Below are 24,511 nucleotides of genomic sequence, written 5' to 3'. Positions count from 1 at the left end.
GTTGAATGACACTTCAGGGCCTTTTTTGTGAAAAACAATAGCCACTGAACCTGGCAACGCACAGCAGTGAAGCACTTCAACGCCGCCAATTTCCACGACCTGTTAAGTCACTCAGGCCCAGATAGCTGGCCAACTCAACGCAACAATCTGGTCTTTGCTTCGTTGACATATAGTAAAAATCATAAAAATAATATGAAAAATACCATTTTAGCAACCAGTTTACTAATGATGTTCATCACCTGCGGAGCGCTTGCTCAGGATGCCGGTCTCAAAGGAGGACTCAACTTTTCAAATCTTTACGTTGATGATGTAGACGATGAAAACATGAAAGTTGGTTTCAATGCAGGCGTTTACTACAAGGCACAACTAGTGAAGCAATTGTCGATTCAGCCAGAAATACTTTACTCGTTGAAAGGTGCCGAAGTTATCTATGATGACACATTCCTGGGTCTGGGTAACGGCAAATATCGCTTCAACCTCAGCTATGTGGACGTACCGGTGGCTTTAAAGGTAAATCCCATCGGTAATTTCTACTTTGAAGCTGGCCCGTATGTGTCTCTGTTAACCTCAGTAAAGGTGAAGAGAATCGACTCGGATGGAACCAAAGAAGTTGTAAGTGAGCTTGACCGGGATAAATTCAACACGTTTGACTACGGAGTGTTTGGCGGCGTTGGTTTCAATTTCACAGGAGGCTCTTTGGGAGTTCGGTATAACTACGGCCTACAGGAAATTGGCGAAAGTGGTTCTTTGGCAGCAGAAGCAACCGAGAACTCCAAAAACTCAGTGCTCCAGGTATTTATGAGCATACCTTTCTAACAGAAGAACAAAAGAATATCTGCAAAAGGAGCTTGACCTGATAGGTCAGGCTCTTTTTAGTTCCAGAATAGTAATCTCTGGCAGAATGCCAATTCGACCGGGGTAACCAAGATATCCAAATCCTCGATTGACATAAAGGTACTGATTCTCTTCCTGATAAAGACCGGCCCACTGTTTGTATACATACTGAGAAGGACTCCATTGAAAACCACCGATCTCCACGCCAAACTGAAAGCCATGCGTATGACCAGACAACATTAAGTCTACATCACCATAGTTGGGCCTTACCTGAGCGTCCCAGTGGCTGGGGTCATGCGAAAGCAAGATTCTAAATGGGTATTCGTCTGACCCTTGATGAGCCAAATCCATTTTGCCATATTTGGCAAACCTACCGGCTCCCCAGTTTTCGATGCCCAGGATACCTATTTGCTCACCATCCACCTTCACTGGAAGGTTTTCATTCATCATCAAGCGCCAGCCCAACTCTTTGTGAGCAGCTTTAAGGTCTTCTAAGTTTGATTTTTTTGCGGCCTCTGATGACCAGTTTTTGTAGTCTCCATAGTCATGATTGCCAAGAGTGGAGTAAACTCCAAGGGGTGCTTTTACTTTGTCAAATATGGAAATGTATTCTTTTACTTCCTCCGCCTCATTGTTCACTAAATCGCCGGTGAAAAAGATAAGATCTGGTTTTTCGCCCAACAGCATTTCCACGCCACCTTTTACTGCCGTCTTGTTGAAAAAGCTGCCAGAGTGAATATCGGAAAGCTGACCTATCTGTATACCGTCGAACTCTTTGGGCAGGTTGGGAAAGAAGATGGTTTTGCGCCGGATTCGATAGTCGTGAGCACCACTCAAAATGCCGTAACTCATCGTCAATGCCGGAACAGCCCCTGCAATAAGCGCTACCTTTGAAATGAACTCAGACCTGGGAATGGCTCTTCCATTGGGATTGATAGGCTTTGGGCTTGAAAATATGAAGTTGCCAAGCCATTGAAACCCTCTGATAATATCTCCTACCAATAAGAAAATAAGGGTAAACAACTTTGACATCACATTGATGAAGATACCCAGCACAATGAAGGTGCGAAGACCTTTCATAGCAGATAAGTCGGCGAAGTTAACGACAAGAACACCAAGTGCCGACAAGGTGGTGACGCCCCAGAAAATCCAGAACACAGCTTTCCGTGTAGTCAGAGACATGTCGGCAGTTGCCAGCCTGACAGCCTGGAAAACATACCAATCAATTGCTAGCAGAAGGAGGAGCAAAAAGAATGCAAACACGATCCTATTCATTTAGAGGTGACATTAATTATGGTCGGCGAGAGACCTCTTTCATAAGAAAGAAAAAGAGCCCCTTTAAGTTCACCTTTGTATAGACGTTTAAACGCCAGGGAATACTTTAAAAGGGCTCAATTATTTTTAGCTTAATCCGAATCTCCTGTTCACCCTGGCAAAGAACCAGTACATCACAGGCACAATCACCAGCGTAAGGAAGGTAGCGAACGTGAGACCAAATACGATGGTCCACGACATAGGCCCCCAGAAGATCACATTGTCTCCACCCATGAAAAAGTCGGGGTTGTACTCTCTGAAGAAGCCGATAAAGTCAATGTTCAGGCCAATAGCCAAAGGCACCAGGCCAAGCACAGTGGTGATGGCAGTGAGCAGTACCGGACGAAGCCTGGTCTTCCCTGCGACAACAATCGCTTCATCCACTTGCTCGATTGTGAGCCTTTCAACACCTAATTCTTTCCTCATTCTGCTTCTGGTAAGTTCAATGAAGTCGATGAGTACGATAGCGTTGTTCACCACGATACCCGCAAGAGAAATGATTCCCACCATCGTCATGATGACCACAAAGTCCATTTGGAAGATTACCAGACCAAGGAACACTCCGATGGTACTGAAAAGCACCGACGTCATGATGATCAAAGGTGCCGTCATTTTATTGAACTGCGCCACAATGATCAGAAAGATCAGGAATACCGCCAATAACAATGCACTACTCAGGAAGGCCATTTCCTCCGCTTGCTTTTCCTGCTCTCCACCAAATTTGAATGAATAGCCTTGAGGCATGTCAAAGTTCACCAGCAACTCTTTGATCTGATTGTTGATTTCGGTTGGATTGGCTCCTCCCAACACGTTGGAGCTGATGGTCACCACTCTTTGCAGGTCTTTTCTACGCACCGAACCATAGGTAGTGCTCAACTCTGCCTTGGCTACGGAAGAGATCGGCACTGAAACAATTCGTCCATTGGTTTGGTCACGGAAAACCACACTCTTGTTCATCAACGCATCGATATCGTAGCGATACTTTTCGTCAAGTCTCAACTGTACTTCATAGTCGTCTTCTCCCTGTTTGAATTTGGATATCTCTTTACCAAACAAAGACGTGCGCACCTCATTGGCAATGGAGTAGGTCGACAAACCGAAGCGGCGGGCCTTTTCTCTGTCTATATCTACAATAAGTTCTGGCTTGCCTGTTTCAAGGTCAGTTTTGAGTCTCTCGATACCTTCAATACCTGACTCATTAATGAAGGTTTTCATGTCTTCAGTAATTTCAATCAATCGGACAAAGTCCTGTCCCGTCACTTCAATGGCAATTGGCTTGCCCACCGGGGGGCCGGCGGCGTCTTTGTCAACGGTCAGTGCAACTCCAGGATAGCCCTGAACCGCCTCCCGCATCTCGTTCATGATATCGCTGGTCATCACCCACTCATCCGAACCTTCCCTCTTCCGGTACTTAAACTCCACAAAATTGACAGTGATCCTGGCTTTGTTGGGTGTTTCTGCCTGGCCCACCGCCGAAGGGTCATTAGGGTCGGCAGTATCCTGTCCTACTTTCGTCACTACTGACTCAACCATGAACTGATAAGGCTCTACCACTTTCATTACCTTCTTCTCTACCTCCTCTGTAAATGAGTTGGTAATATTGATATCGGTTCCCGAAGGCTGCTCAATGAATACATTGACATACTTTGGTTCGTTCTCAGGAAAGAAAATGACGTTAGGCGTAAATACCCCCATCATGCCAAGTGAAAAGAATAATAGAAATACAGTGCCAAAGAAAAACAGCGTCGGATTCCACCCCCGCAAAGCGAACTGAAGTGTTCGGGAGTAAAGCCCCTCGATAAAAGGAAGAAAGGTGTCCTGAAACTTTCTGGACAAAGGAACCAGTACGTATACATTTAACAGAATAAGTACACCCAGCAGCAATGACAAGTTACCAAGCACATTCGCTTTTGCCAGCAGCAACAAAGCGCCTATGCCTGTACTGACACCTGCAAATATCCATATCCTTTTATAGTTGAATGCCCGTCTATCATCCACCTTCATAAAAGCAGCAATCATTACGGGGTTGATCACCAAAGCCACAAAAAGTGAAGAACTAAGCGTAACAATTAACGTGATCGGCAAGTAACGCATAAACTGCCCCATTAAGCCCGGCCAGAAGGCCAAAGGAAGAAAGGCCGCAAGTGTGGTTGCCGTGGAGGAAATAATAGGCCAGGCCACCTCTCCCACCCCCCGACGGGTAGCTTCGAGCGGCTTCATACCCAATTCCATCAAACGGTAGACGTTTTCCACTACCACAATACCATTGTCCACCAGCATACCCAGTGCCATGATCAGCGAGAACAGTACCATCATGTTGATAGTGATGCTAAAGGCCGACAGCACGATAAAGGAAATGAACATCGACAACGGAATGGCCACGCCCACAAACAAGGCGTTTCTCGTTCCTAAAAAGAAGAGAAGTACCAAAACCACCAGAATTACCCCTGAGATAATGTTATTCTCCAGGTTGCTCACCATTTCACGGGTCATTTCCGACTGGTCGTTGGTGATAGCGATTTCAAGATCAGCGGGTAGTGACTCCTTCGTTTTTTCGAGAATGACATTGATCTTTTCTGTGGTAATCAACAGGTTTTCGCCGCTTCTTTTGATCACATCCACAGAAACAACAGGCTTGCCATTCATTCTGGCAAAGCTTTGCTTTTCCTTGAAACCGAATTCAATGGTTGCTATGTCTTTAAGGTAGACGATGTTAGCGTTCTCATTTTTGACAATGATGTCTTCCATTTCACTGGCCTCCTCAAACTCACCCACCACTCTAATGGTTCTTCTGATGCCGTCCTCAAGAATATTTCCACCAGAAAGTGAAACGTTCTCAGCAGAAATCGCATTCTCAATGTCGGAGAAGTTGACCTTCACAGCCTCCATCTTGTAGGGGTCTACATTGATTCTGACTTCTTTCTCGTCAATCCCCCTGATTTCTACTTTGCTTACCTCGCTTACTTTTTCAATCTCGTCCTCAAGAATTTCCGCATAGTCTTCAAGCTCTTCCAGAGTATAATTCCCAGAAAGGTTGATGTTCATGATAGGGAACTCTGACAGGTTGAGTTCGAATATATTAGGATCCGTTTGCAGATCGCTAGGTAGCTCCGGCTTGGCCCTGTCCACGGCATCCTTCACCTTCGTCAAGGCGTCTTCAATAGCCGTTTCTGCACTGAACTCAACAATGATGGTGGAGTAGTCCTGCACGGAAGTCGACTTAATATTATCAACTTCAGAGATGGTATTGATCTCTTTCTCGATCGGCCTTGTTATCAGGTTCTCTATATCGAGGGGTGCATTACCCGGATGGGGAGTACCGATGTAAACTATCGGCTGCTCAATTTCCGGATAACTGTCTTTTGGAAGCGAGATGTAAGAACTCACTCCCATCACAATCAGCAAAAAGGTTAGAAAGAAAACCGTCGTTCTGTTCTTGAGAGAAGTAGAGGTGAGTTTGAACTCTTTGTCGACCACTTCTTCGTTCTCGTCAGAAAACCTGTTTTCCTCTGAAAGATTATCGTTAGTATTTGTATCGTTAGCCATATGGATTCGGTTTTTGAGATAAATTACTTGCTGGCAGCTGCCAACGTCACACTAACTCCCTCGGCTACATCCCTGTATCCTTTTTCAATTAACTTCTCAGTTCCCTGAAGACCATTTTTAACTTCCGTTTCACTTTTGAAAGTAAGTCCTGTCTCTATATGGATTTTGGTGGCTACAAGGCTACCGTCCTGATCAGTGACTGTGTAAACAAAGGTTCCTTTGTCGTCTTTCAAGATGATCTTGGTCGGTATAACCAATGCTTTGCTGCTCCTGTAGTCAATCAGTTGAAGCACTGTCACCTGGTTAGGTCTTACAGTGAAATCAATCTTAGGCAAGCTTACTTCTACAGTGAAGGTTCTGTTTTCGCTGTTGATCACCTGACCAACCGAAACTACTTTGGCAGTAACTGTTTTGTCCTGAACAGGGAAGTACACTTCCACCGGGTCGCCAGCAGTAAACTTGCCAATAAAGACTTCTGAGATATCAGCTTTGATGTACATGTCGTCTTCGCTCAGCACCCGCACCAAAGGCATGCCTGGAGAAGCGATGGAACCAAGCGTGGCCGGGATTTCATCTACTCTCCCACTGAATGGCGCCCTAATCACTGACTGAGCGAGCTGAGAGTTGAGCGTAGCCAACCTGTCTTCAAGTGACTCCTTGCGGTTTTTAGCTTCCAGGTATTGCACCTCCGTCCCAATTTTTTGCTCCCACAGCTTAGATTGTCTGTCAAAAAGCGTCTTAGCTAATTCGAGGCTGGTCTGTACTTCGCTGATATTGTTGCGGACGATGTCGGCATCAAGCGTAAGTAGTACCTGGCCTTTGTTCACCTTTTGACCTTCGGTAACCTGAATCGCCTGAACCTTGCCCATTGTTTCGGCGCTCATCATCACATTTTTGTGAGAAGCGACCCATCCCCTAACCTCGGTCATATGAAAAAAGTCCTTGGTAGGAACCGGCATGGTAGCCACAAGAATAGCGTTGGTATTCTCCTTGCCAAACTCAGGATCCATCTGTGCGATTTCCTTTTCGAGCGTAGTAATCTTGGCTTTCAGTTCCCGAAGCTCATTGTTGTATTCACTGAGTTCGGATTTTTTTTCTTCAATATCTGAAGGGGCCTCTCCGCATGAAACGCCTGCGAAAAGAATAGCAACCAGTGCCAGTAACTGTAAACTTTTCATGGATGATGTATATGTTTTCATAGTTTGGTTCTCCTTATTCTTTGATTAATAGTCCTTTTGCCTTGTCGAGATCAACCTTAGCCACAATGGCATCGTAAAGTGCGCTGTAGTAGTTGGTCTGTGCATTTCTAAGGCTGTTTTCTGCGTCGATTACCTCCAGGTTAGAACCGACTCCCTGCTCGTATTTGATTTTGGTTACTCTGGCAATACTTTCTGCTAGCTCCATATTCTCTTCCTGCGAGGCGAGCGACTTTTGCGCATTGTCGAAGTTGAGATATGACTGTTGAATCTCAAGATCAATGAGGTTTTCCAATGACTTAAAGCCGTTGTCCAGCTTTTGTAGTGTGAGCTTCTCCTGCTGGATCTTGTAAGTGCGCTGCAGCCCCCCGAAAATTGGAACATTTAGACTTAGGCCAAACTGAGAGTAGTCATACCATTTGTCGGGCCCGACGAGATCGGAATCCTCAATGCTAGATTCAGTTCTAAAAATGCCCCCAATACCATTAGACTGCGTGGAGTAACCCAGCGTAGCAAAGGCGTTCATAGACGGCAACGCCTCAGCGTAAAGGTTCTTAATATTTAGTTCCTGCAACCGTCTGTTTACTTCCAATACTTTATAATCCGGCCTGTTTTTGTAATCCCAGTCGCTCCCGTTAAGTTTTTCGATAGGATCGAGTTGAACGTCCTGAATAGTGCCAGCAACTTCAATCGGCTGCTCCATCGGATAATTCATCTGAAACTTCAATATGGCCAGTCCCAGCGCATTCATATTGCCGAACTTGTCCCGCTCAGTCACCAGGTTATTGAAGCTTACCTGAATACGATCAACATCAATTTTTTCCGCAAACCCACTAATATTCAGCGCTCTCGTGTTCCTAAGAAGGCTATCGACCCTCGCAATATTGGCATCAAAAAGCAGCATCCGTTCACGATTGATCAGCACAGCATAGTAAGCCTTTGTTACCTGCTCAACAATTTGCTCTCTCGTTTGCTCTGAAGTTTTTTGAGACAACTCTTTGAAGGTGTTTGATGCCTGCAAGCCCACGATGTAAGAGCCATTGAAAATCATTTGATTGACTGTAACACTTGCGTTCCCACTACTTTTTAGTTGAAAGAAGTTCGGCGCAGCTAATACATCTCCATTTTGAGCACCAGGAATTCCTGCGGGGAAAAAGCTAAACGCATTTGGATCGTCATTGTATGTTCCATAAAAACGCTGTAGCTTCTGGTTGTGGTTAACAGAAGCGCTACCAGAAATTTGCGGCAGCCCTATTCCCACTGTCTCCTTGACTTTGGCCGCTGCTATTTGCTCGTCAAGTGTAGCATTCTGCGCATTGATAGAATTGGCTAGTGCGTAGTCGATACATTGCTCAAGCGAAAGTGGTCCGTCGGAAGCTACCGTGCCGCCGTTGTCCTGTGCGCTGAGTTGGCCAGCCACCAGAAGCATTGCCACCAAAAAAATCTTCCAACTACTTTTGAGATTCATATGATTGCTTGTTAAAAATTGTGTCATAAAGTTTCCTTCCCTTATCCGTTAAAATCCCTTGTATAAAGTGATAGAATATTTGTTCGCAGACTTCCTTGAATTCAAACCTGCCCCTTGGGTAGGTGTGTGCGTCAAAAGCCATTTCTACTTGCTTCATCCGTAGCACTGCAAGAATATTTTCATCGATGTCCTCTCTGAAGCTTCCTTCGGCTTTTCCCCGCTTCAAACAATCCACGATGTTCTGAGTGAATACCCGTTCTCTATACTCCTCAAAAAGTGCCCAGGCTTTGGGATGATACTTCTGAATGTCGTGAAGTACCGAAGGATGAATGGTCTCTACATTTGTTCGCATGAACTGCGAAATCTTAAATAGCTCATCGATAGAGTTGGACGACTCCTGGTGCATTTTCACAAATTCCCGGTACTCTTTTTCGCAATGATGCCCAACCGCCAACGTCACTACTTCGTCTTTATCCTTAAAAAACTGATAGATCGTTTTTTTGGAGATGCCCATGTGACGAGACAGGTCGTCCATTGTCACGCTTCTAACGCCCAAACGGCAAATAAGCTGGTCTGCTTGTTCTATTATGTTGTCTCTTACTTCCAAAATATTCTTCTAAACTTTGGAAACTTTTACATTACTCAAAGTTTCCGTTGTCAAAGTAACGGCTAGTTTTTGAAAAGGTTTAGAAAAAAGTGAAAATTAACTTAAGTATAACATTTAGCCCTAAAAGTCTTTATCTGAGGTCATTAGAGCATTTTCTTACAACTATTGTAAAACCAGAAACAATTGAAATAGGTATAAACGTCATTGACTGAACTTTCAAACGTTTGCGGGTAAAAAAGTATTAGATTTGGTTTCGTCATCATGAAGCAGGCTCCGGCAAAATATCTTAACTATCAAAAATACGGGACAGGCCCAAAGTACCTTTTGGCATTTCATGGTTTTGGACAAACTGAGTTGGCCTTCCAATTGTTTGAAACTTCGCTGGGACTAGACTATACCATCCTTTCCTTTGATCTCTTTTTCCATGGAAAAAGCCGATGGCCGGTCGATGAGCTTCCGGTGCCGACGGAGTCGTTGCACGATTTGCTTCTGGATATCCTGAAAGCGGAGCAAATAGATACGTTCAGCGTGATGGGCTACAGCCTCGGTGGTAAACCGGCGTTGACTACAGCGATGTTATTTCCTCACCGGGTGCAAAGAATCATTTTAGCTGCACCAGATGGTATCTACCTTAACCCGTGGTACAAAGTTGCGACTGGCACCCGGGTAATGAGGGCCATCTTTCATTATCTAAACGACCACCCTGCTCTTCTTATCCGCCTGATCTCCTTTTTTAGCCGCACCAAGTTGGTGTCGGGACGGCTGGCAAAGTTTGCTATCTCGCAAGTGGCTGATCATAACAAGGGTAACAGCATTTACCACGCCTGGGTGGGCTTCAGGCATTTTACTCAAAACATAGACAAGGTGCTTCTAACTGTCAACCAAAATAACATGCACGTGACGATGGTGGCTGGAAAATATGATACAGTTATCCCTTATGGCAAACTCCATGCTTTTGAGAAAAAATGTAACCTATCGGACTTTGTTCTGATCAAGACGGGGCACAATTCCCTTCTCAAAAAATATCACGAATCGCTGTTAGACAACCTTCAGCCGATTTCATCGTCAGCCGAACAATAGCAGGGTCAGGCATTCCCAAAACGCTAAATTCAACTTCCGAAAATCGGGTCTTCTAAAATTACCTTTTTTAGAAGTCGACTATTTCTTTTTGTTTTAACTTTGGGCTTCAAAAATCCCATACCCAAGCGACCTCATGATTCTCTTTTTCCAGAAAGACATTAATACATTTTATATCCTTCAAGTTGCGACCTCTGCCAACGACCTGACCAGGGAAAAGCTCACCTGGCTTTTCAGCGGCGGGAAGTTTGTGGACAGTCAGTCAGTCGAAGGGCCATTCATTGGGCCAAGGAAAGAGATGATTACGCCATGGAGCACCAATGCCGTGGAAATCACCCAGAACATGGGCATTGGCGGGGTGGTGAGAATTGAGGAGTTTGTGAGAAAAGAAGCCTATCCGGGTGAATTTGATCCGATGCTGAAGGCAGTATACCCGATAATTGACCAGGATGTTTTCACTATCTCCCACGTGCCCGATGCCATTGTCGAGATCGACAATATTAAGGCTTACAGCCAGAAAGAGGGACTTGCCCTTAGCCAGGAAGAAATCGACTACCTGGAATCAGTGAGCACGTCGCTGGGACGCAAACTTACCGACAGCGAAGTGTTTGGCTTCTCTCAGGTGAATTCGGAGCACTGTCGGCACAAAATATTCAATGGTACTTTTATTATCGATGGCAAAGAAAAGCCTGACACACTTTTTCAGCTGATCAAAAAAACATCGAAAGCCAACCCCGGCTTTCTTGTCTCCGCCTACAAAGACAACGTGGCTTTTATTGAAGGGCCCAATATCGAGCAGTTTGCCCCTGCCCGGCAGGATCAGCCCGACTACTTTGAAGCTAAAACCAGAAAGAGCGTGCTTTCTCTCAAAGCAGAAACCCACAACTTCCCCACCACGGTGGAGCCGTTTAACGGCGCCGCTACGGGCAGCGGAGGAGAAATCAGAGACAGGATGGCGGGCGGCCAGGGAAGCTTTCCTCTGGCAGGAACGGCGGTTTACATGACCTCCTACTCCAGGCTGTCAAGCAACCGCCCCTGGGAAAACCACAGCCCTGAGAGACCATGGCTCTATCAAACGCCTTCTCAAATCCTTATCAAGGCCTCCAATGGCGCCAGCGACTACGGTAATAAATTCGGACAACCACTTATCACCGGGAGTCTTTTGACATTTGAGCACGAAGAAAATGGCAAGGCTCTTGGCTTCGACAAAGTGATTATGCAGGCAGGTGGCGTTGGGTTTGGCATCAGGGATCAGAGTCAAAAGAAGAGTGTAGAAAAAGGAGATAAGATTGTGGTGCTGGGCGGAGACAACTACCGCATAGGCATGGGTGGTGGTGCCGTGTCGTCTGTGGCCACCGGCGAGTTTGGCAACTCCATTGAGCTAAACGCTGTGCAGCGCTCCAACCCTGAAATGCAGAAGCGTGTAGCCAATACCATCAGGGCCCTGGCCGAACTCGACGAAAACCCGATTTCATCGGTGCATGACCACGGCGCCGGCGGGCATCTCAACTGTTTGTCAGAGTTGGTAGAGGAAACCGGCGGAAAGTTTGAGATCAGCAAGTTTCCTGTTGGTGACCCCACCCTTTCCGACAAAGAAATTATCAGCAACGAATCGCAGGAACGCATGGGCCTTGCACTTCATGAAAAGCATCTCGATTACCTGCGTAAGGTAGCTGACAGAGAGCGTTCACCAATGTATGTGGTAGGCGAGGCAAGCGGCGACCATAAATTGACCTTCACCAACAAGGAGGGCAAGAACCCAGTTGACTTTGAGTTGACCCATCTTTTTGGCTCTTCTCCTAAAACCATTCTGGAAGACAAGGAAGAAAAAGTCAGCTTCCAGCCTATTCAGGTGTCTGCGGACAAAGTGGAAGAATACCTGCTGAAGGTATTGAAAATGGAAGCAGTGGCTTCCAAAGATTGGCTTACCAACAAGGTCGACCGCTGTGTTACCGGCAAGGTTGCCAAGCAGCAGACCTGTGGTGAGCTGCAAATTCCTTTGAACAACCTGGGCATCATGGCCCTCGACTTTGGCAGTAACAAGGGAGTGGCTACTTCCATTGGGCATGCCCCTGTGCCAGCACTCATCGACGAAAAGGCAGGCTCCAGACTGGCCATTGCCGAAAGCTTAACCAATCTCGTCTGGGCTCCGCTGGAAGGGGGCATCAAAGGTGTTTCGCTCAGCGCCAACTGGATGTGGCCTGCAAAAAATAAGGGGGAAAACGCCAGGTTGTATAATGCCGTGCAGGCTGTCAGCGATTACGCCTGTGCCTTGGGTGTGAACATCCCGACAGGCAAAGACTCGTTGTCGATGACGCAGAAGTACTCTGGCAAGACCGTTTACTCTCCCGGCACAGTTATTATTTCAGCAGTTGGGCAGGTCACGGATATCAGGAAAACAATCGAACCGGTAGCCACGGTAGCTGAAGGCAGTAAACTGATCTACCTCAACCTTGGCAGCAAAGGCTTTGAGTTGGGCGGCAGCACGCTCGGTCAGGTATTGAATAGGCTGGGTGACTCCACGCCAGACGCCGCTGAGGCTGACTATTTTGTTAAAGTATTTAGCCTGATGCAGCTGCTTATCAGCGAGGGGCTTATCATTGCCGGCCACGATGTTTCGTCGGGAGGCCTCGTCACCACACTTTTGGAAATGTGCTTCCCGTCTACCTCAGTAGGTATAAAAGTGAACTTGGATGGCTTGAATGAACCCAATGCTGTTAAAGTGCTGTTCAGTGAAAATCCCGGCCTGGTGGTGCAAACAACCGATGCAGCAAGGCTTGAAACCATTTTCACCGAAACAGGCATCAGCTGCAGCGTTATTGGAGAAGTGACTTCAGCGCCCAACTTAGAAATTAAACTTGGAAGTGATAGTTGGACGTTTGACGTAGCCCAAATGCGCAAAGAATGGGCAGAAACCTCCTGGCTTTTGGATAAAAAACAAACCAAAGAGGGCTTTGCCGACACCCGTTACAGCAACCTTGGCAAGCAGCCATTGAAAATCAATCTCCCTTCACAATTCGGGGGCAAACTTGCTGATTACGGCCTTTCATTTACCAGACCAAAGACAACCGGCATCAAAGCGGCCATCATCAGAGAGCAAGGCAACAACAGCGACCGTGAGATGGCCTACTGCATGTGGCTGGCGGGCTTCGACGTGAAAGACGTGCACATGACAGACCTTATCAGCGGCAGGGAAGATTTGTCAGAGGTCAACTTGATCGTGTTTGTGGGGGGCTTCTCCAACTCGGATGTGCTTGGTTCGGCCAAAGGCTGGGCGGGCTCCTTCCTTTACAATGACAAGGCCAAAAAAGCGCTTGACAATTTCTATGCCCGTGAGGACACACTTAGCCTCGGCGTATGCAATGGCTGCCAATTGGCCATGGAGCTTGGGCTGATCTACCCTGAGTTGGACAACCATCCAAAAATGCATCACAACACCTCTGGCAAGTTTGAGTGCACCTTTACGGATGTAGAAATTCTTGAGAATAACTCTGTGATGTTTGGCTCACTTGCCGGCAGCAGACTGGGCATCTGGTCGGCGCATGGCGAGGGCCAGTTTGTTTTTGCAGAACCGGAGAAAATCAACATTGCCGCCAAGTTTGCTTACTCATCTTACCCAGCCAATCCTAACGGTTCTCAATTCGACACTGCCTGCGTGGTTAGTAATAACGGCCGCCATGCAGCCATTATGCCTCACCTGGAAAGATCGATGTTTCCGTGGAACTGGGGATTTTATCCTGATGGCCGACAATCAGATGAGGTAACACCGTGGATGGAGGCTTTTGTAAATGCGAGGAAGTGGGTGGAAGAAAGAACTAAAGCTTAGATCAACTCCACCCCAAAGAACTTCTGAAGAACAGTCAATAGGAACATAGCACCCAGCACTACGGGGCAAACGTAGACTATCATCAGGTTGAAGAACTTTTCCAGAAAGGATCCCTTGTAAGATGGGTTTCCATGGCTTATTTCCTCGCTAAGTCCGGCAGTTTTCCACTTCGTGGAGATAAAAACGCTCAAAAGGAAACCACCAAGCGGAAGACTAATGACAAAAAACAGATCCTGCACCAAGTCCATAAAGGACTTAACTCCACCCTCATAGCTAACGAATTCCGTAAAAGCACCCACAGCGCCGAAGCCAAGCATGCTCGGCAAGCCAATAAGGAATATTAGGAGCGCCATTGCTGACACCGCCTTTTTCCTGGACCACTTCTTCTCATCCACCAGGAAGGCAACCGGCACTTCAAGTAGTGAAATAGTGGACGTGAGTGCAGCAAAACAAAGGAGCAGAAAAAACCCACCACCAACAATTTTGCCGATAAGTGGCCCCATGGTCTGAAACACACCCAAAAGTGCTACAAACACAAGCCCGGGGCCTTCAGCAGGCGACTGGCCTTGAGAGAATACCAAGGGAAATATCATCAACCCGGCTAGGAAAGCCACGGCTGTATCAGCAATGGTCACGAGAATTGCAGAATTAACGATGTTGTCATTCCTGCTAATGTAGGATCCGTACGTGATCAACGCTCCCATTCCAAGGCTGAGAGAGAAGAAAGCCTGTCCCAAAGCGGTGTAAATCGTTCGGCCGTTGATCAAACTAAAGTCGGGAAGCAAATAGAAGCTAACACCATCCATGGCGTTGGGTAATGTCAGTCCGTAAATAATAATGAAGATGAGAATCAGAAACAGCGTGGGCATCAGCACTTTGGAAGTGCCCTCTATCCCCTTCTGCACCCCTCTGTAAACGATATAGGCTGTGATCACCATAAAGGCGATGCTAAAGAACAAATTGTCTCTGAAGTCGGCCACGTAGGCCGAAAAGAAGCCACTGTAGTCTTGCTCATTCAACAGATTCCCGAAGCTTAATTCGAGGAAGTAGCCAAATGCCCAGCCTGCCACTACGTTGTAAAATGACAGGATCATCACGCCACATATGATCCCAAACAGGCCTACGTAGGCCCAGGACTTACCACCCAGCTTTTTATACGCCCCGTAAGGATTCGATTGTGCATTTCTTCCGACAGCGATCTCCCCCACCATTACCGGCAGGCCGATTAGAAAAATCCATCCGATGTATACCAACAAAAACGCTGCTCCGCCATTTTGCCCCGTCACGTAAGGAAACTGCCATATATTTCCCAGGCCGACCGCCGAGCCAGCCGCAGCTGCAATAAATCCAAGTTTATTAGAAAATCCTCCCCTGGCCGCCATCTATAGTTTTTTGTGTCCCAATTAGAAAAATCAAGCCGGAAGATAGGCCCATATTAAGTTTTAATCAAAACAAACTTGCTAAACGGGCATTTTAATGACTCCCCCGTCCTGTCTTCCCATCGCACACTACTCAATGCTGCCTGCCATGCCTTTGCACGATGTGAAACTGCATATTTGGCCACTCATTTGAGTAACTTTACGTCCAACTACAACCTAAAACCATGTCGACATTCATCAGTGATACATCAGGTAAGGAGTTTCCCATCAGCGACAGAGTAGCTGGAAATTCCATCCGAAAGAAAATTCTGGACTTAATCAGGGTTGATCATCCGAAATTCTCCGATGATTCCTTTCTGGCATTACAGGAGCTTAATTTCTACAGGGAGAAATACATTTCTAGCTGCCTGCTAACTGAGCTTGACGAACTTTCTGACCTTGAAAGCAATGTATTGGAGTCGTTGAAAGACCAAACCACCCTTACTGATAAGGTGGAAGATGAGGCAGTTCAAAGCACTTTTGGCCAGCGGGTGGCAGATCATGTGGCTACTTTTGGAGGCTCCTGGACCTTCATCATATCATTTGGTATTTTTCTACTTATCTGGATAGCAGTTAACTTCTTCTGGCTTGCCAACAAGGGCTTTGATCCGTACCCATTCATTCTGCTTAATCTTATTCTCTCCTGCCTTGCGGCCATGCAGGCTCCCGTTATCATGATGAGCCAAAACAGGCAGGAGCAGAAGGACAGAGAAAGGGCCAAAAAAGATTACATGATCAACCTGAAGTCAGAGCTAGAAATCAGAATGCTACACGAAAAACTCGATCACCTGATTCTTCATCAGCAGCAGGAACTCATTGAGATTCAAAAAGTTCAGATTGATATGATGAATGACATTCTTAGCAGAATAGACAAATAAAAAAACGAGGCCTCCCGACCTCGTTTCATTCACCTTATCGTTTGCTTTGACTATTCCCAGAAGAAACCACCCTCAAAGGAGCTATATGCCTGACCATCAGCACTGGGCGGTGTTGAAGCAGCATCAAAGGTGTCAAGATAGGGCACCCAGCTAGCCCCGGATTTCGATAGCAGCTTGAATTTTACAACAAAGCTATCGCCGCTATTGACAATCGGAACCATACCTCCTATGCTGGCAGGCATACCCAGGGTCGCCGGGTCAACCACGCCTCTCGGCGTCACTCCATCGCCGTCAAAAATTGACATTTCCATGCGTGTCTCATTCGGTTGAAAAGATCCGTTGAACAGTGGTATCTGAGTTAGTCCCTGCCAAACAAGTACACCGTTGCCCCTGTTCGATTCGGCCTCGACAAAGTCAAGTGTCTCATTTAACACAAGGTCATCATATCCATCCCCATCCATCGAGGCCTTGATTCCTCCAATAACCGGGCTCCAGTAAATTGCGTTATTATTTGCGAGCGCTATGTCTGAAAACGTCCAAACTAGTTCCCCAAATGGAAATCCACGCTCATCCTCAAAGGACTGTTCAAAACTGGCACCTATTGTTTCAGGTGCGGCGGGTCCGTTTAGCACTTCTACCTCGGCAGGGGTGATGTCTACCACATCCACGCCATCGTCGATATTGATATTGATAACGATTTTACCGTCGTCGAGATGGGCATCAGCATTAATTCTGTAGTGTGTTCTTGGCAGTGGATTTTCTATAGTAGCAGTGAGAGTCCTATCAATCGTAGTTCCATCAAACACCTTAAAGTAAGTCATCGAAATCTCGATAAAAATAGGATTACCGGCTCTGAAGTAGCCTTCCAGTTCTTCTGAGTCACCGTAGTCAAGCTGCTCACCAGTGTTGTTATAGGTAACAACCATGCCGTAAGTGTCAAAATCCATTTTAATGTCGTCAGAGTAAACGACTGAAACCTTGTAATTAGCCAAAGTTACCGTAAGAGGGATTTCCTTGATCTCTTCCTTATCAATTGTGAAGTTGTCGGATCTTCCAAAATAATACGGATTATTGAAGGCTGCGTCCACCAGGTTATCGGAGTGCGCCTCGATGTAGTACTCACCCGTCTCCAACTCAATCTCTTCCGGTGCACTCGACCAGGGATCGAAAACTATCACCTCAGAGTCATCGGTAGCGTCGAAAATAGTGACGACGTAGTCGCCCAAATCAACCACTTCCGCTACCCTACCCGAAGTAGGAAATTCGTCAATGGCTAGTGCAAGGCTGAGCTTCAGCACACCCTTGTCAGCTAGTGGCTCTGTTGGATCCTCGTTCTTGTTGCAAGACAGAAGACATGACGCAAACAGAACCACTAAGAATAATTGTGAAATTCTTCTCATGATTAGTATTGTTTTGATGGTAAAAAAATGCTCCTGAGCTGGCTAACCTTATTGTAAGGTACATTATTATTGTAACTAAATCAATTTCAATCCATTAGGTGCTAGAAAATACCTAAAAGTAAGTACTCCAGCCGGTGAATTTGGCAGAGTGACCCTTACAAAACTCCCTGTGGCAACAAGTTATGCTGGCATAAAATGTATGACCGCTCTCCGATGATGGAGACGGCGGCAGAGTGAATAACAATGCGGGGTAGCACTGCCCGTTCGGTCAGCCTGCTCTTGTGTTTGGCACTTTCAGACAAAAAAGACAAAGTGTTACTGACTTTCGTGCAATATTTTTATTACCTGCTATTGTAAACCAAAAGATAGTTTCTACTTTTGTACCTCCAAAATCGGATTGACCGATGGTGTAACGGTAGCACAACAGATTTTGGTTCTGTTTGTCAAGGTTCGAATCCTTGTCGGTCAACTTTCAAAAGTCCCGGTGAAAGCCGGGATTCTTACTTTCTGGAGTGCTCTATTTTGATGGAACCAATTGAATCATCTGTAAAGATCTTTCCTGGAACGGGATCGTTAGACTTGGCGAAGAAAATTGCTGAGGCCTATGGAAAACCTCTTGGGAATTACTCTTCTCAGCGCTTCAGTGATGGTGAACTTTCCTACAGCTTCAACGAGTCGATCAGAGGCTGTGACGTTTTTCTGATCCAATCTACCTGCCCACCCGCCGACAACCTGATGGAGCTTCTGCTCATGATAGATGCGGCAAGAAGAGCCAGCGCCAAGTATGTCACAATCGTGGTGCCCTACTTCGGTTACGCACGCCAGGACAGAAAGGACAGGCCAAGAGTTTCCATTGCAGCAAAATTAGTAGCCAATGTAATGCAATCGGCAGGTGCTGACCGCCTGATGGCTATGGACTTGCATGCCGGTCAGATTCAGGGCTTTTTTGATATTCCGGTTGATCACCTTGATGGAACGGCTATTTTTGTCCCGTACCTTCAATCACTCAATCTTGATGCACTGACGTTTGCTTCTCCTGATGTTGGAGGCGTAGCAAGAACACGGACGTTCGCAAAGCATTTCTCAGCCGATATGGTTATCTGCGACAAACACCGCAAGCGTGCCAACGAAATTGCCTCAATGCAGGTGATTGGAGATGTGACTGACAGAGACGTGGTGCTTATCGATGACCTTATTGACACCGGCGGTACACTTTGCAGGGCAGCGCAGCTTATTAAGGAGAAGGGAGCAAGAACTGTAAGAGCAATATGCACACATCCGGTGTTATCCGGCAATGCTTACGCCAATATCAACAGCTCCGTGCTCGAAGAACTTGTTGTGACGGACACCCTGCCCCTTAAACAGCAGTCATCAAAAATAAAGGTGCTTACCGTTTCAGACCTTTTCGCCAAGGCTATCAATAATATTCACAGCCACGGCTCCATTAGTTCGCTATTTATAAATAATTAATATACATCATTATGAAAACAGTAGAGATTATAGGGTTTAAAAGAGCAAATCTCGGTAAAAAGGAGTCCAAAGATCTTCGTGCTGCGGGCAGTGTTCCATGTGTCATCTATGGAGGAAAAAGTCAAGTGCATTTCCATGCGCCGATGATTCTTTTCAGAGACCTTGTTTACACACCAAATGCGGCTTTTGTTCATCTGAATGTTGAGGGACAAGAGTTTAAGGCGATCTTGCAAGACATTCAGTTCCATCCGGTAAACGAGATGATTCTGCATGCTGACTTCCTTGAATTAAATGAAAACTCACCAGTAAAGCTTGACATTCCTGTTAAGTTCCTGGGCGTAGCCCCTGGAGTTCAAAAGGGTGGTAAGTTGGTTTCTAAGATGCGTAAGCTCACTGTAAAAGCACTTCCGTCCGAAATGCCGGAGTTCATTGAAGTAGACATCAGCAAGCTGGAACTCGGCAAAACAGTTAAAGTAGGAGAGCTTGGAGAAGCTAAATACAACATCTTGAATAGTCCTCTGGTTTCTATCGCATCAGTTGAAGTTCCAAGAGCTCTTAAAGGCAAAGGCGCTGATGGAGAAGAGGAAGAGGAAGAAGTATAAAAAAGATTCTAATGCCGTCAATATGAAAATCCTGCCTGTTAAGGCGGGATTTTCTATTTTGGAGGCAGCAGACAAAAGATTAACGCAATGAAATACCTAATAGCAGGACTAGGCAACATCGGGCCTGAATACGAGCTTACACGGCACAATATCGGCTTTCTGGTATTGGACCGGCTTGCTCAGGCAGAGTCTGCCAGCTTCACCTTCAATAAGCAAGCCTACACAGCTGAAATCAAACACAAGGGCCGAACCCTGCACCTCATTAAGCCCACCACCTACATGAACCTCAGCGGCAAGGCAGTAGCTTATTGGATGCAGCAATTGAAAGTTCCCAGAGAAAACATCCTTGTTATCACCGATGATATCGCCCTCCCCTTTGGCAAGTTACGGATGAAGCCCAAAGGCTCAAGCGCCGGTCATAATGGACTCAAAAGCATTGAAGCAACACTTGGCGGCCAGGACTACGCAAGACTTCGTTTTGGCATTGGCGACAACTACTCAAAGGGCCATCAGGTGGAGTATGTTTTAAATAATTTTTCTAAGGAAGAAATGACCCTCCTGCCTGAAAGAATGGACAAATCCATCGATATGATCCTCTCATTTGCAGCAATAGGAATCGAAAGAACTATGAATTTTTTCAATGAATAATTGACTATCCAAAACTTTATATTTCTTTGCATAAAATTATAGTGTTATGAATTAGGTATGATTCATCCTCACACTGAACTCCGACTGGTAAATGACACCGTAGGCTACGGTGTATTTGCCACAGAATTTATCCCAGAAGGTTCAATTACGTACATCAGGGATAGTCTGGAACTTGAAATCACCCCCGAAGCATTCGAAAAATGTGTCCCGCTACTTCAAGAGAAGATCGAAAGATATTCTTACATAGATCAGCGTGGCGTTAGGGTGGTGAGCTGGGACCTTGCCAAGTATGTAAATCACTGTTGCCAATGCAACACGATGAGCACTGGTTATGGTTTTGAAATTGCAATCCGGGATATTTTTCCCGGTGAACAGATCACCGATGAATACGGTATTTTTAACATGACAGAGAGAATCAGCCTGTTGTGTGACAAGCCGGGTTGCCGTGGATCGGTTAGTGCCGATGACTTTGACGCCTACTACCCAAAGTGGGATGAAACGCTGAAACAGTCCTTAGCAAAATTAAAACAAGTGCAGCAACCGCTGATGCCATTAATGGAGGAGGAAACCGTTGAGCAGTTGGAGAGTTACTTTAGCAACCCTGCCAACTACCTGTCGGTCTATTCCTTAAAACTCGAAAAGGAGACTGTAAAGGCTAGATAAACCTTTCAGCTCGTGTACTACCAGAATTAAATGAGAAAAGCCCCGGAATGGGGCTTTTCTCATTTAATAGAATTCAAATCTTTCTGTGAATTAAAGGGATCTAACGGCGTCTGCGTAGTTCCTAAATTCAAGATCTGTAAGTGCTTTTTCTTTCAGCGAAGAGTCTTCAGCAATCGCTGATTTCAGGCCGTTTGTTACTTCTGTGGCATTTGAAGTACGGGCACCTACAATCGCAAGGCCATAGAACGCTTTCGCATAAGAGCTATCCTTATCAGTAGCGTCTTTGAATGCCGTCTTAGCATTTGAGAATTCTTTCTTAAGAACCAAAGCAAGACCTCTGTTGAAAGACACCTCGGCGGAATTGTCAGCGCCAGCGAAAGACATCAATGCCTTGTCATACTGAGCAGTTTTTACCTCAAGAGTTCCTTTCAAAGTATTAAGCTTTCTCAAAGCATCACCTGTAGCTCCAGAAACAGTTCCTGCTACATCATACGCTTTAGTGTTGTCACCCTGAAGCATATATACTGTTGCCATGTTTACCAATACCTCTGGAGTGTTCGCCTTTTGCTTATTAGCTATTTCCAACTGAGTAAGCGCCAGGTCAACATTCTTCTTCACGTCAGCGCCGCTGGCTGCTGCAGCCATTTGAAGATAAACAGCACCAAGATTGTTGTGCGCTACCCAAGTATCCTGCTTCTTAATAGCAGCTTTGTAGATAGCTTCTTTCTCAGTAAGTGATGGAGTAAGTGTTGCGCCAAAAAGCAATTCTGCATTTGAAAGTGAATCAGCAGAAATTCCGCCTTCACCAATTTGCTTGGCCAGAACAGCAATTTCAGGATTAGGGCGCTTAACTTTAACAGTCAAGACTTCAGTTTTTGCAGTACGCAATACTGGGTAGATTTTGTCAAATACTTTCTTGTAACCTGAAAGCTTCTGTAGTGCCTTTTCTTTTTCTTCAAAAGTACCTGTTCCATTTACCACAGCAAGCATGGCAGTTTTTTCATCAGAGCTTACACCGTCAAAGCCATTCAGCATGGTTTTGAATTGTGTCCAGTCCTGAACTACTGGCTTCAAAACGAATTTGATCTCGTCAGCCATACTTTTGTAGTCATACTTGGCCATCATGTCTCTGTACCACTTCTCGATCGCTTCAGCACGATCCTGAGATAGATCAGAGTTGATTGTTTCAGTACCTTCAGGTGAGTGAGTACCAGTGATAGTTACAGTGCGGGTTACGTTCCTATCGGCAACGAACGCAGTGAAATCTTTACCACGGTCACTGTTTTTCTCAGAAGTCCTAAGAACTGAACGACCTTGTTCAAAAAAGAATTCAACGTTTGTTGGTTCCAATTCTTCTTTGTCGTTGTATCCGTGGTCAGCATAAGAAGCTGCTACAATGTCTTCTACCATCAAAGATGTGGTGATGACACCTTCAGCTACTTTCATTTTTTCAGTAGTCTTGTTTTTTGCTCCTTTGGCAGCAACACCCTGGATCATTACATCACCCTTCGCCATTGCCGGGTCATAGGCAAATGAGAATGTTTGGCTTTTTCTGGATGTTGTAGAACTGCTGTTAGGAAAATCACCTGCTTTGAATTCAACTGTGCCTAGCTCGGCTTCGTTGGTTCCATACTGATAGAAGGTTTTTAGGCTGTAAGAAGTACCGCCTGGGAGCATTTTAGGAGGAAGTATAGCGGACATTTCAAATTCCACTTTGTCAGCATGAAGCTCTAAAGGATTCGGGGTCACTTCCAACTGCTGGTCATTGGCAAGTTTTATCATCTTGTTTAGCGCACAACCTGACATCAGGAGTGATCCAAACAATATGCCGAAAGCAAGTCTCGTTTTTTTCATTTGAATAATGTTTTGAATGATTATGAATTCCGACGTAAAACTATTGTTATAATGGTTCTATTGCAATTATACGGAAAATAATTTTGCTTTATTCAACCGTTAGAACAATATACGACTTTTGTTATTAACTTTGCGATGCTAAAAGTCGGTGTTCATGATACAGTTTCTTGAAAAATACGCATTTGGGGTCTGTAACAGGCTAGGCGATTACCTAAAAATCCCTACTACTAGTATCAGGCTGTTTTTTATTTATTCGTCGTTCTTAACTTTCGGATCACCTTTGATCGTTTACCTGACGTTGGCATTTATCATGCAGTTCAGGCGTTGGTTCAGAAGACGTGACAATATACTTTGGTATTATTGAATTCTGTGTTGCAGGTTTCCGTAGCCTTTCTTCCCGGTTAAGTACGCAAGAGGCGCAATTCCCTTATAAGTGCCTGTCAGCGATTTCAAAGCTTTCTTTGGCTGAATCGATCTGTACTTCGAAAAATTTCTTACAATAAATACATGGGCCTTTGAAACAGCCTTTGCATGATCCGCTTTGCCCGACACCAAAAACCTGAGCAAAATCAAAAAGTCAATACTGAACCGCAAGGGTATTTTCCACCACAAGGATCTGGAAAGGTCGTTTTTCAATAATAAAACAATGCTGTTTCTAAAATTGAGATAGGTTTTATAGGCATTTGAGCTGTCGAGCGTGCCTCCACCAACATGATACACGACCGACTCGCCCTGGTAACAGACCCTGTAGCCAGCCATCTTCAGACGCCAGCAAAGGTCAATTTCCTCCATATGAGCAAAAAAGGTGGCATCTAGCCCGCCTGCTTCGTTAAAAGCAGTAGACCGGATAAACAAACAAGCTCCGGTAGCCCAAAAAACTTCAAGCTGATCGTTGTACTGTCCGTTGTCTTTTTCAAGGGTTTCGAACACCCGCCCCCGGCAAAACGGGTAGCCAAGCACGTCGATGAAGCCACCAGCCGCACCGGCATACTCAAAGGTGTCCCTCAAGTGCCATGAAAGAATTTTGGGCTGGCAGGCCGCAATCGCTTTGTCTGCTTCGAGAAGGGAAATCATTGGCTGAAGCCAGCCCTCCGTTACTTCCACATCTGAATTGAGCAAAACATAGTAGTCGGCGTCTATCTGGGCCAGCCCGGCCTGATAGCCACCGGCATAGCCCAGGTTCACTTCAAGGGTAATAATTTTTACATCAAGAAAGTTTTTCTTCAAAAAATCTATAGAACCATCAGTTGAGGCATTGTCTATCACCCAAATGTCTGCTTCAGGCGAAAAATCAATGACCGAGGGCATAAAACGGTCAAGATAGTCTTTGCCGTTGAAGTTGAGAATGGCTACAGCGACCTTTGGGCTCATACCATGCTGCCAAAGTCGAACCCCGGAATGTTGGGTAGTACTCCCTCTGTGCTCTTCTTTATTTCCTCTTTGGCTTTTTCTTCAGCCTTTTCTGTGGCCATGTTTACTGCCGCTATCACCAGGTCCTGAAGCATCTCTTTGTCTTTGTCATTGAGAAGTGATGGATCGATATCAAGGCTTACAAGCTTCTTCTTTCCATTAACAACAGCTTTCACCATGCCAGCGCCTGATTCACCTTCTACCTCAATCAGTGCAAGGTTTTCCTGGGCAACTTTCATCTTGTCCTGCACCTCTTTCACCTTACCCATCATTTTCATCATATCAAACATACGCTCTTCG

At 45.7% G+C, this 24,511-nt stretch carries 19 protein-coding genes and 1 tRNA gene; 10 read left to right on the top strand and 10 right to left on the bottom strand.

What is annotated here, in order from left to right; all coding sequences use genetic code 11:
* Window positions 1-192: 192 nt before the first annotated feature.
* Window positions 193-816, top strand: a complete 624-nt coding sequence (locus RIG68_RS11490; RefSeq protein WP_350122215.1) for a porin family protein — start codon at window positions 193-195, stop codon at window positions 814-816.
* 45 nt (window positions 817-861) lie between these two features.
* On the opposite strand, the gene RIG68_RS11485 is transcribed toward RIG68_RS11490, so the two are convergent.
* The 5 genes from RIG68_RS11485 to RIG68_RS11465 all read right to left on the bottom strand — a co-directional run bounded on the left by RIG68_RS11485 (window position 862) and on the right by RIG68_RS11465 (window position 8,965).
* Window positions 862-2,109, bottom strand: coding sequence for a metallophosphoesterase (locus RIG68_RS11485; RefSeq protein ID WP_350122213.1), 1,248 nt, complete (start codon window positions 2,107-2,109; stop codon window positions 862-864).
* 126 nt (window positions 2,110-2,235) lie between these two features.
* Window positions 2,236-5,694 carry an efflux RND transporter permease subunit gene (locus RIG68_RS11480; protein ID WP_350122211.1) on the bottom strand — a complete coding sequence of 1,153 codons (3,459 nt, stop codon included), beginning with the start codon at window positions 5,692-5,694 and terminating at the stop codon, window positions 2,236-2,238.
* Between the two features lie 23 nt (window positions 5,695-5,717).
* On the bottom strand, window positions 5,718-6,893 hold the full coding sequence (locus tag RIG68_RS11475; protein ID WP_350122209.1) for an efflux RND transporter periplasmic adaptor subunit: 1,176 nt from the start codon (window positions 6,891-6,893) through the stop codon (window positions 5,718-5,720).
* Window positions 6,894-6,906: 13 nt separating this feature from the next.
* Window positions 6,907-8,358, bottom strand: a complete 1,452-nt coding sequence (locus tag RIG68_RS11470; protein ID WP_350122207.1) for a TolC family protein — start codon at window positions 8,356-8,358, stop codon at window positions 6,907-6,909.
* Window positions 8,342-8,965 carry a TetR/AcrR family transcriptional regulator gene (locus RIG68_RS11465; RefSeq protein ID WP_193217903.1) on the bottom strand — a complete coding sequence of 208 codons (624 nt, stop codon included), beginning with the start codon at window positions 8,963-8,965 and terminating at the stop codon, window positions 8,342-8,344. Before RIG68_RS11465 ends, RIG68_RS11470 begins: the two co-directional genes overlap by 17 nt.
* 261 nt (window positions 8,966-9,226) lie before the next feature.
* Between RIG68_RS11465 and RIG68_RS11460 the strand changes: the two genes are divergently transcribed.
* Complete coding sequence (locus RIG68_RS11460) at window positions 9,227-10,045, top strand: alpha/beta fold hydrolase (protein ID WP_350122205.1); 819 nt, start codon at window positions 9,227-9,229, stop codon at window positions 10,043-10,045.
* 133 nt (window positions 10,046-10,178) lie between these two features.
* Window positions 10,179-13,868, top strand: a complete 3,690-nt coding sequence (gene purL, locus RIG68_RS11455) for a phosphoribosylformylglycinamidine synthase (RefSeq protein WP_350122203.1) — start codon at window positions 10,179-10,181, stop codon at window positions 13,866-13,868.
* On the opposite strand, the gene RIG68_RS11450 is transcribed toward purL, so the two are convergent.
* Window positions 13,865-15,250 (bottom strand): sodium-dependent transporter, encoded by a 1,386-nt coding sequence (locus RIG68_RS11450; RefSeq protein WP_350122201.1) that lies wholly within the window; start codon window positions 15,248-15,250, stop codon window positions 13,865-13,867. The genes purL and RIG68_RS11450 overlap by 4 nt on opposite strands.
* 221 nt (window positions 15,251-15,471) lie before the next feature.
* Between RIG68_RS11450 and RIG68_RS11445 the strand changes: the two genes are divergently transcribed.
* Complete coding sequence (locus RIG68_RS11445; RefSeq protein WP_350122199.1) at window positions 15,472-16,164, top strand: DUF1003 domain-containing protein; 693 nt, start codon at window positions 15,472-15,474, stop codon at window positions 16,162-16,164.
* Window positions 16,165-16,214: 50 nt separating this feature from the next.
* On the opposite strand, the gene RIG68_RS11440 is transcribed toward RIG68_RS11445, so the two are convergent.
* Window positions 16,215-17,564, bottom strand: a complete 1,350-nt coding sequence (locus tag RIG68_RS11440; RefSeq protein ID WP_151999786.1) for a DUF4493 domain-containing protein — start codon at window positions 17,562-17,564, stop codon at window positions 16,215-16,217.
* Window positions 17,565-17,962: 398 nt separating this feature from the next.
* On the opposite strand from RIG68_RS11440, the gene RIG68_RS11435 reads away from it, so the two are divergent.
* The 5 genes from RIG68_RS11435 (at window position 17,963) to RIG68_RS11415 (ending at window position 20,947) form a co-directional block, all read left to right on the top strand.
* Window positions 17,963-18,033 (top strand) — tRNA-Gln (locus tag RIG68_RS11435).
* 56 nt (window positions 18,034-18,089) lie between these two features.
* Window positions 18,090-19,034: a ribose-phosphate pyrophosphokinase gene (locus RIG68_RS11430; RefSeq protein ID WP_317487804.1), complete on the top strand. Its 945-nt coding sequence runs from the start codon at window positions 18,090-18,092 to the stop codon at window positions 19,032-19,034.
* An 11-nt stretch (window positions 19,035-19,045) separates the two neighbouring features.
* Window positions 19,046-19,636, top strand: coding sequence for a 50S ribosomal protein L25/general stress protein Ctc (locus tag RIG68_RS11425; RefSeq protein ID WP_350122197.1), 591 nt, complete (start codon window positions 19,046-19,048; stop codon window positions 19,634-19,636).
* Window positions 19,637-19,723: 87 nt separating this feature from the next.
* Window positions 19,724-20,284 (top strand): aminoacyl-tRNA hydrolase, encoded by a 561-nt coding sequence (pth, locus tag RIG68_RS11420; protein ID WP_350122195.1) that lies wholly within the window; start codon window positions 19,724-19,726, stop codon window positions 20,282-20,284.
* A gap of 57 nt (window positions 20,285-20,341) precedes the next feature.
* Window positions 20,342-20,947, top strand: a complete 606-nt coding sequence (locus RIG68_RS11415) for an SET domain-containing protein (protein WP_350122193.1) — start codon at window positions 20,342-20,344, stop codon at window positions 20,945-20,947.
* A 90-nt stretch (window positions 20,948-21,037) separates the two neighbouring features.
* Here the strand turns inward: RIG68_RS11415 and RIG68_RS11410 are convergent, their stop codons facing one another.
* Complete coding sequence (locus RIG68_RS11410; protein WP_350122191.1) at window positions 21,038-22,801, bottom strand: tetratricopeptide repeat protein; 1,764 nt, start codon at window positions 22,799-22,801, stop codon at window positions 21,038-21,040.
* A gap of 154 nt (window positions 22,802-22,955) precedes the next feature.
* On the opposite strand from RIG68_RS11410, the gene RIG68_RS11405 reads away from it, so the two are divergent.
* Window positions 22,956-23,165: a PspC domain-containing protein gene (locus tag RIG68_RS11405; protein ID WP_151999780.1), complete on the top strand. Its 210-nt coding sequence runs from the start codon at window positions 22,956-22,958 to the stop codon at window positions 23,163-23,165.
* Here the strand turns inward: RIG68_RS11405 and RIG68_RS11400 are convergent.
* Together RIG68_RS11400 and RIG68_RS11395 are read right to left on the bottom strand one after the other, a co-directional pair.
* On the bottom strand, window positions 23,159-24,172 hold the full coding sequence (locus RIG68_RS11400; RefSeq protein ID WP_350122189.1) for a glycosyltransferase family 2 protein: 1,014 nt from the start codon (window positions 24,170-24,172) through the stop codon (window positions 23,159-23,161). The genes RIG68_RS11405 and RIG68_RS11400 overlap by 7 nt on opposite strands.
* Window positions 24,169-24,501, bottom strand: coding sequence for a YbaB/EbfC family nucleoid-associated protein (locus tag RIG68_RS11395; protein WP_350077742.1), 333 nt, complete (start codon window positions 24,499-24,501; stop codon window positions 24,169-24,171). The genes RIG68_RS11400 and RIG68_RS11395 overlap by 4 nt, the downstream gene beginning before the upstream one ends.
* Window positions 24,502-24,511: the final 10 nt, after the last annotated feature.

The organism is Imperialibacter sp. (assembly GCF_040222385.1).
GTDB lineage: Bacteria > Bacteroidota > Bacteroidia > Cytophagales > Cyclobacteriaceae > Imperialibacter.
This window is presented reverse-complemented; position numbering and strand designations above follow the sequence as displayed.

Excerpts from the sequence above, each read along its gene's own strand:
- RIG68_RS11425 (WP_350122197.1), top strand. The coding sequence starts at position 19,046 with ATGAAAACAGTAGAGATTATAGGGTTTAAAAGAGCAAATCTCGGTAAA.
- RIG68_RS11430 (WP_317487804.1), top strand. The coding sequence starts at position 18,090 with ATGGAACCAATTGAATCATCTGTAAAGATCTTTCCTGGAACGGGATCG.
- RIG68_RS11480 (WP_350122211.1), bottom strand. The coding sequence starts at position 5,694 with ATGGCTAACGATACAAATACTAACGATAATCTTTCAGAGGAAAACAGG.
- RIG68_RS11415 (WP_350122193.1), top strand. The coding sequence starts at position 20,342 with ATGATTCATCCTCACACTGAACTCCGACTGGTAAATGACACCGTAGGC.
- RIG68_RS11410 (WP_350122191.1), bottom strand. The coding sequence starts at position 22,801 with ATGAAAAAAACGAGACTTGCTTTCGGCATATTGTTTGGATCACTCCTG.
- RIG68_RS11475 (WP_350122209.1), bottom strand. The coding sequence starts at position 6,893 with ATGAAAACATATACATCATCCATGAAAAGTTTACAGTTACTGGCACTG.
- RIG68_RS11460 (WP_350122205.1), top strand. The coding sequence starts at position 9,227 with ATGAAGCAGGCTCCGGCAAAATATCTTAACTATCAAAAATACGGGACA.
- RIG68_RS11395 (WP_350077742.1), bottom strand. The coding sequence starts at position 24,501 with ATGTTTGATATGATGAAAATGATGGGTAAGGTGAAAGAGGTGCAGGAC.
- RIG68_RS11400 (WP_350122189.1), bottom strand. The coding sequence starts at position 24,172 with ATGAGCCCAAAGGTCGCTGTAGCCATTCTCAACTTCAACGGCAAAGAC.
- RIG68_RS11490 (WP_350122215.1), top strand. The coding sequence starts at position 193 with ATGAAAAATACCATTTTAGCAACCAGTTTACTAATGATGTTCATCACC.
- RIG68_RS11445 (WP_350122199.1), top strand. The coding sequence starts at position 15,472 with ATGTCGACATTCATCAGTGATACATCAGGTAAGGAGTTTCCCATCAGC.
- RIG68_RS11485 (WP_350122213.1), bottom strand. The coding sequence starts at position 2,109 with ATGAATAGGATCGTGTTTGCATTCTTTTTGCTCCTCCTTCTGCTAGCA.
- RIG68_RS11450 (WP_350122201.1), bottom strand. The coding sequence starts at position 15,250 with ATGGCGGCCAGGGGAGGATTTTCTAATAAACTTGGATTTATTGCAGCT.
- RIG68_RS11405 (WP_151999780.1), top strand. The coding sequence starts at position 22,956 with ATGATACAGTTTCTTGAAAAATACGCATTTGGGGTCTGTAACAGGCTA.
- RIG68_RS11470 (WP_350122207.1), bottom strand. The coding sequence starts at position 8,358 with ATGAATCTCAAAAGTAGTTGGAAGATTTTTTTGGTGGCAATGCTTCTG.
- pth (WP_350122195.1), top strand. The coding sequence starts at position 19,724 with ATGAAATACCTAATAGCAGGACTAGGCAACATCGGGCCTGAATACGAG.
- RIG68_RS11440 (WP_151999786.1), bottom strand. The coding sequence starts at position 17,564 with ATGAGAAGAATTTCACAATTATTCTTAGTGGTTCTGTTTGCGTCATGT.
- purL (WP_350122203.1), top strand. The coding sequence starts at position 10,179 with ATGATTCTCTTTTTCCAGAAAGACATTAATACATTTTATATCCTTCAA.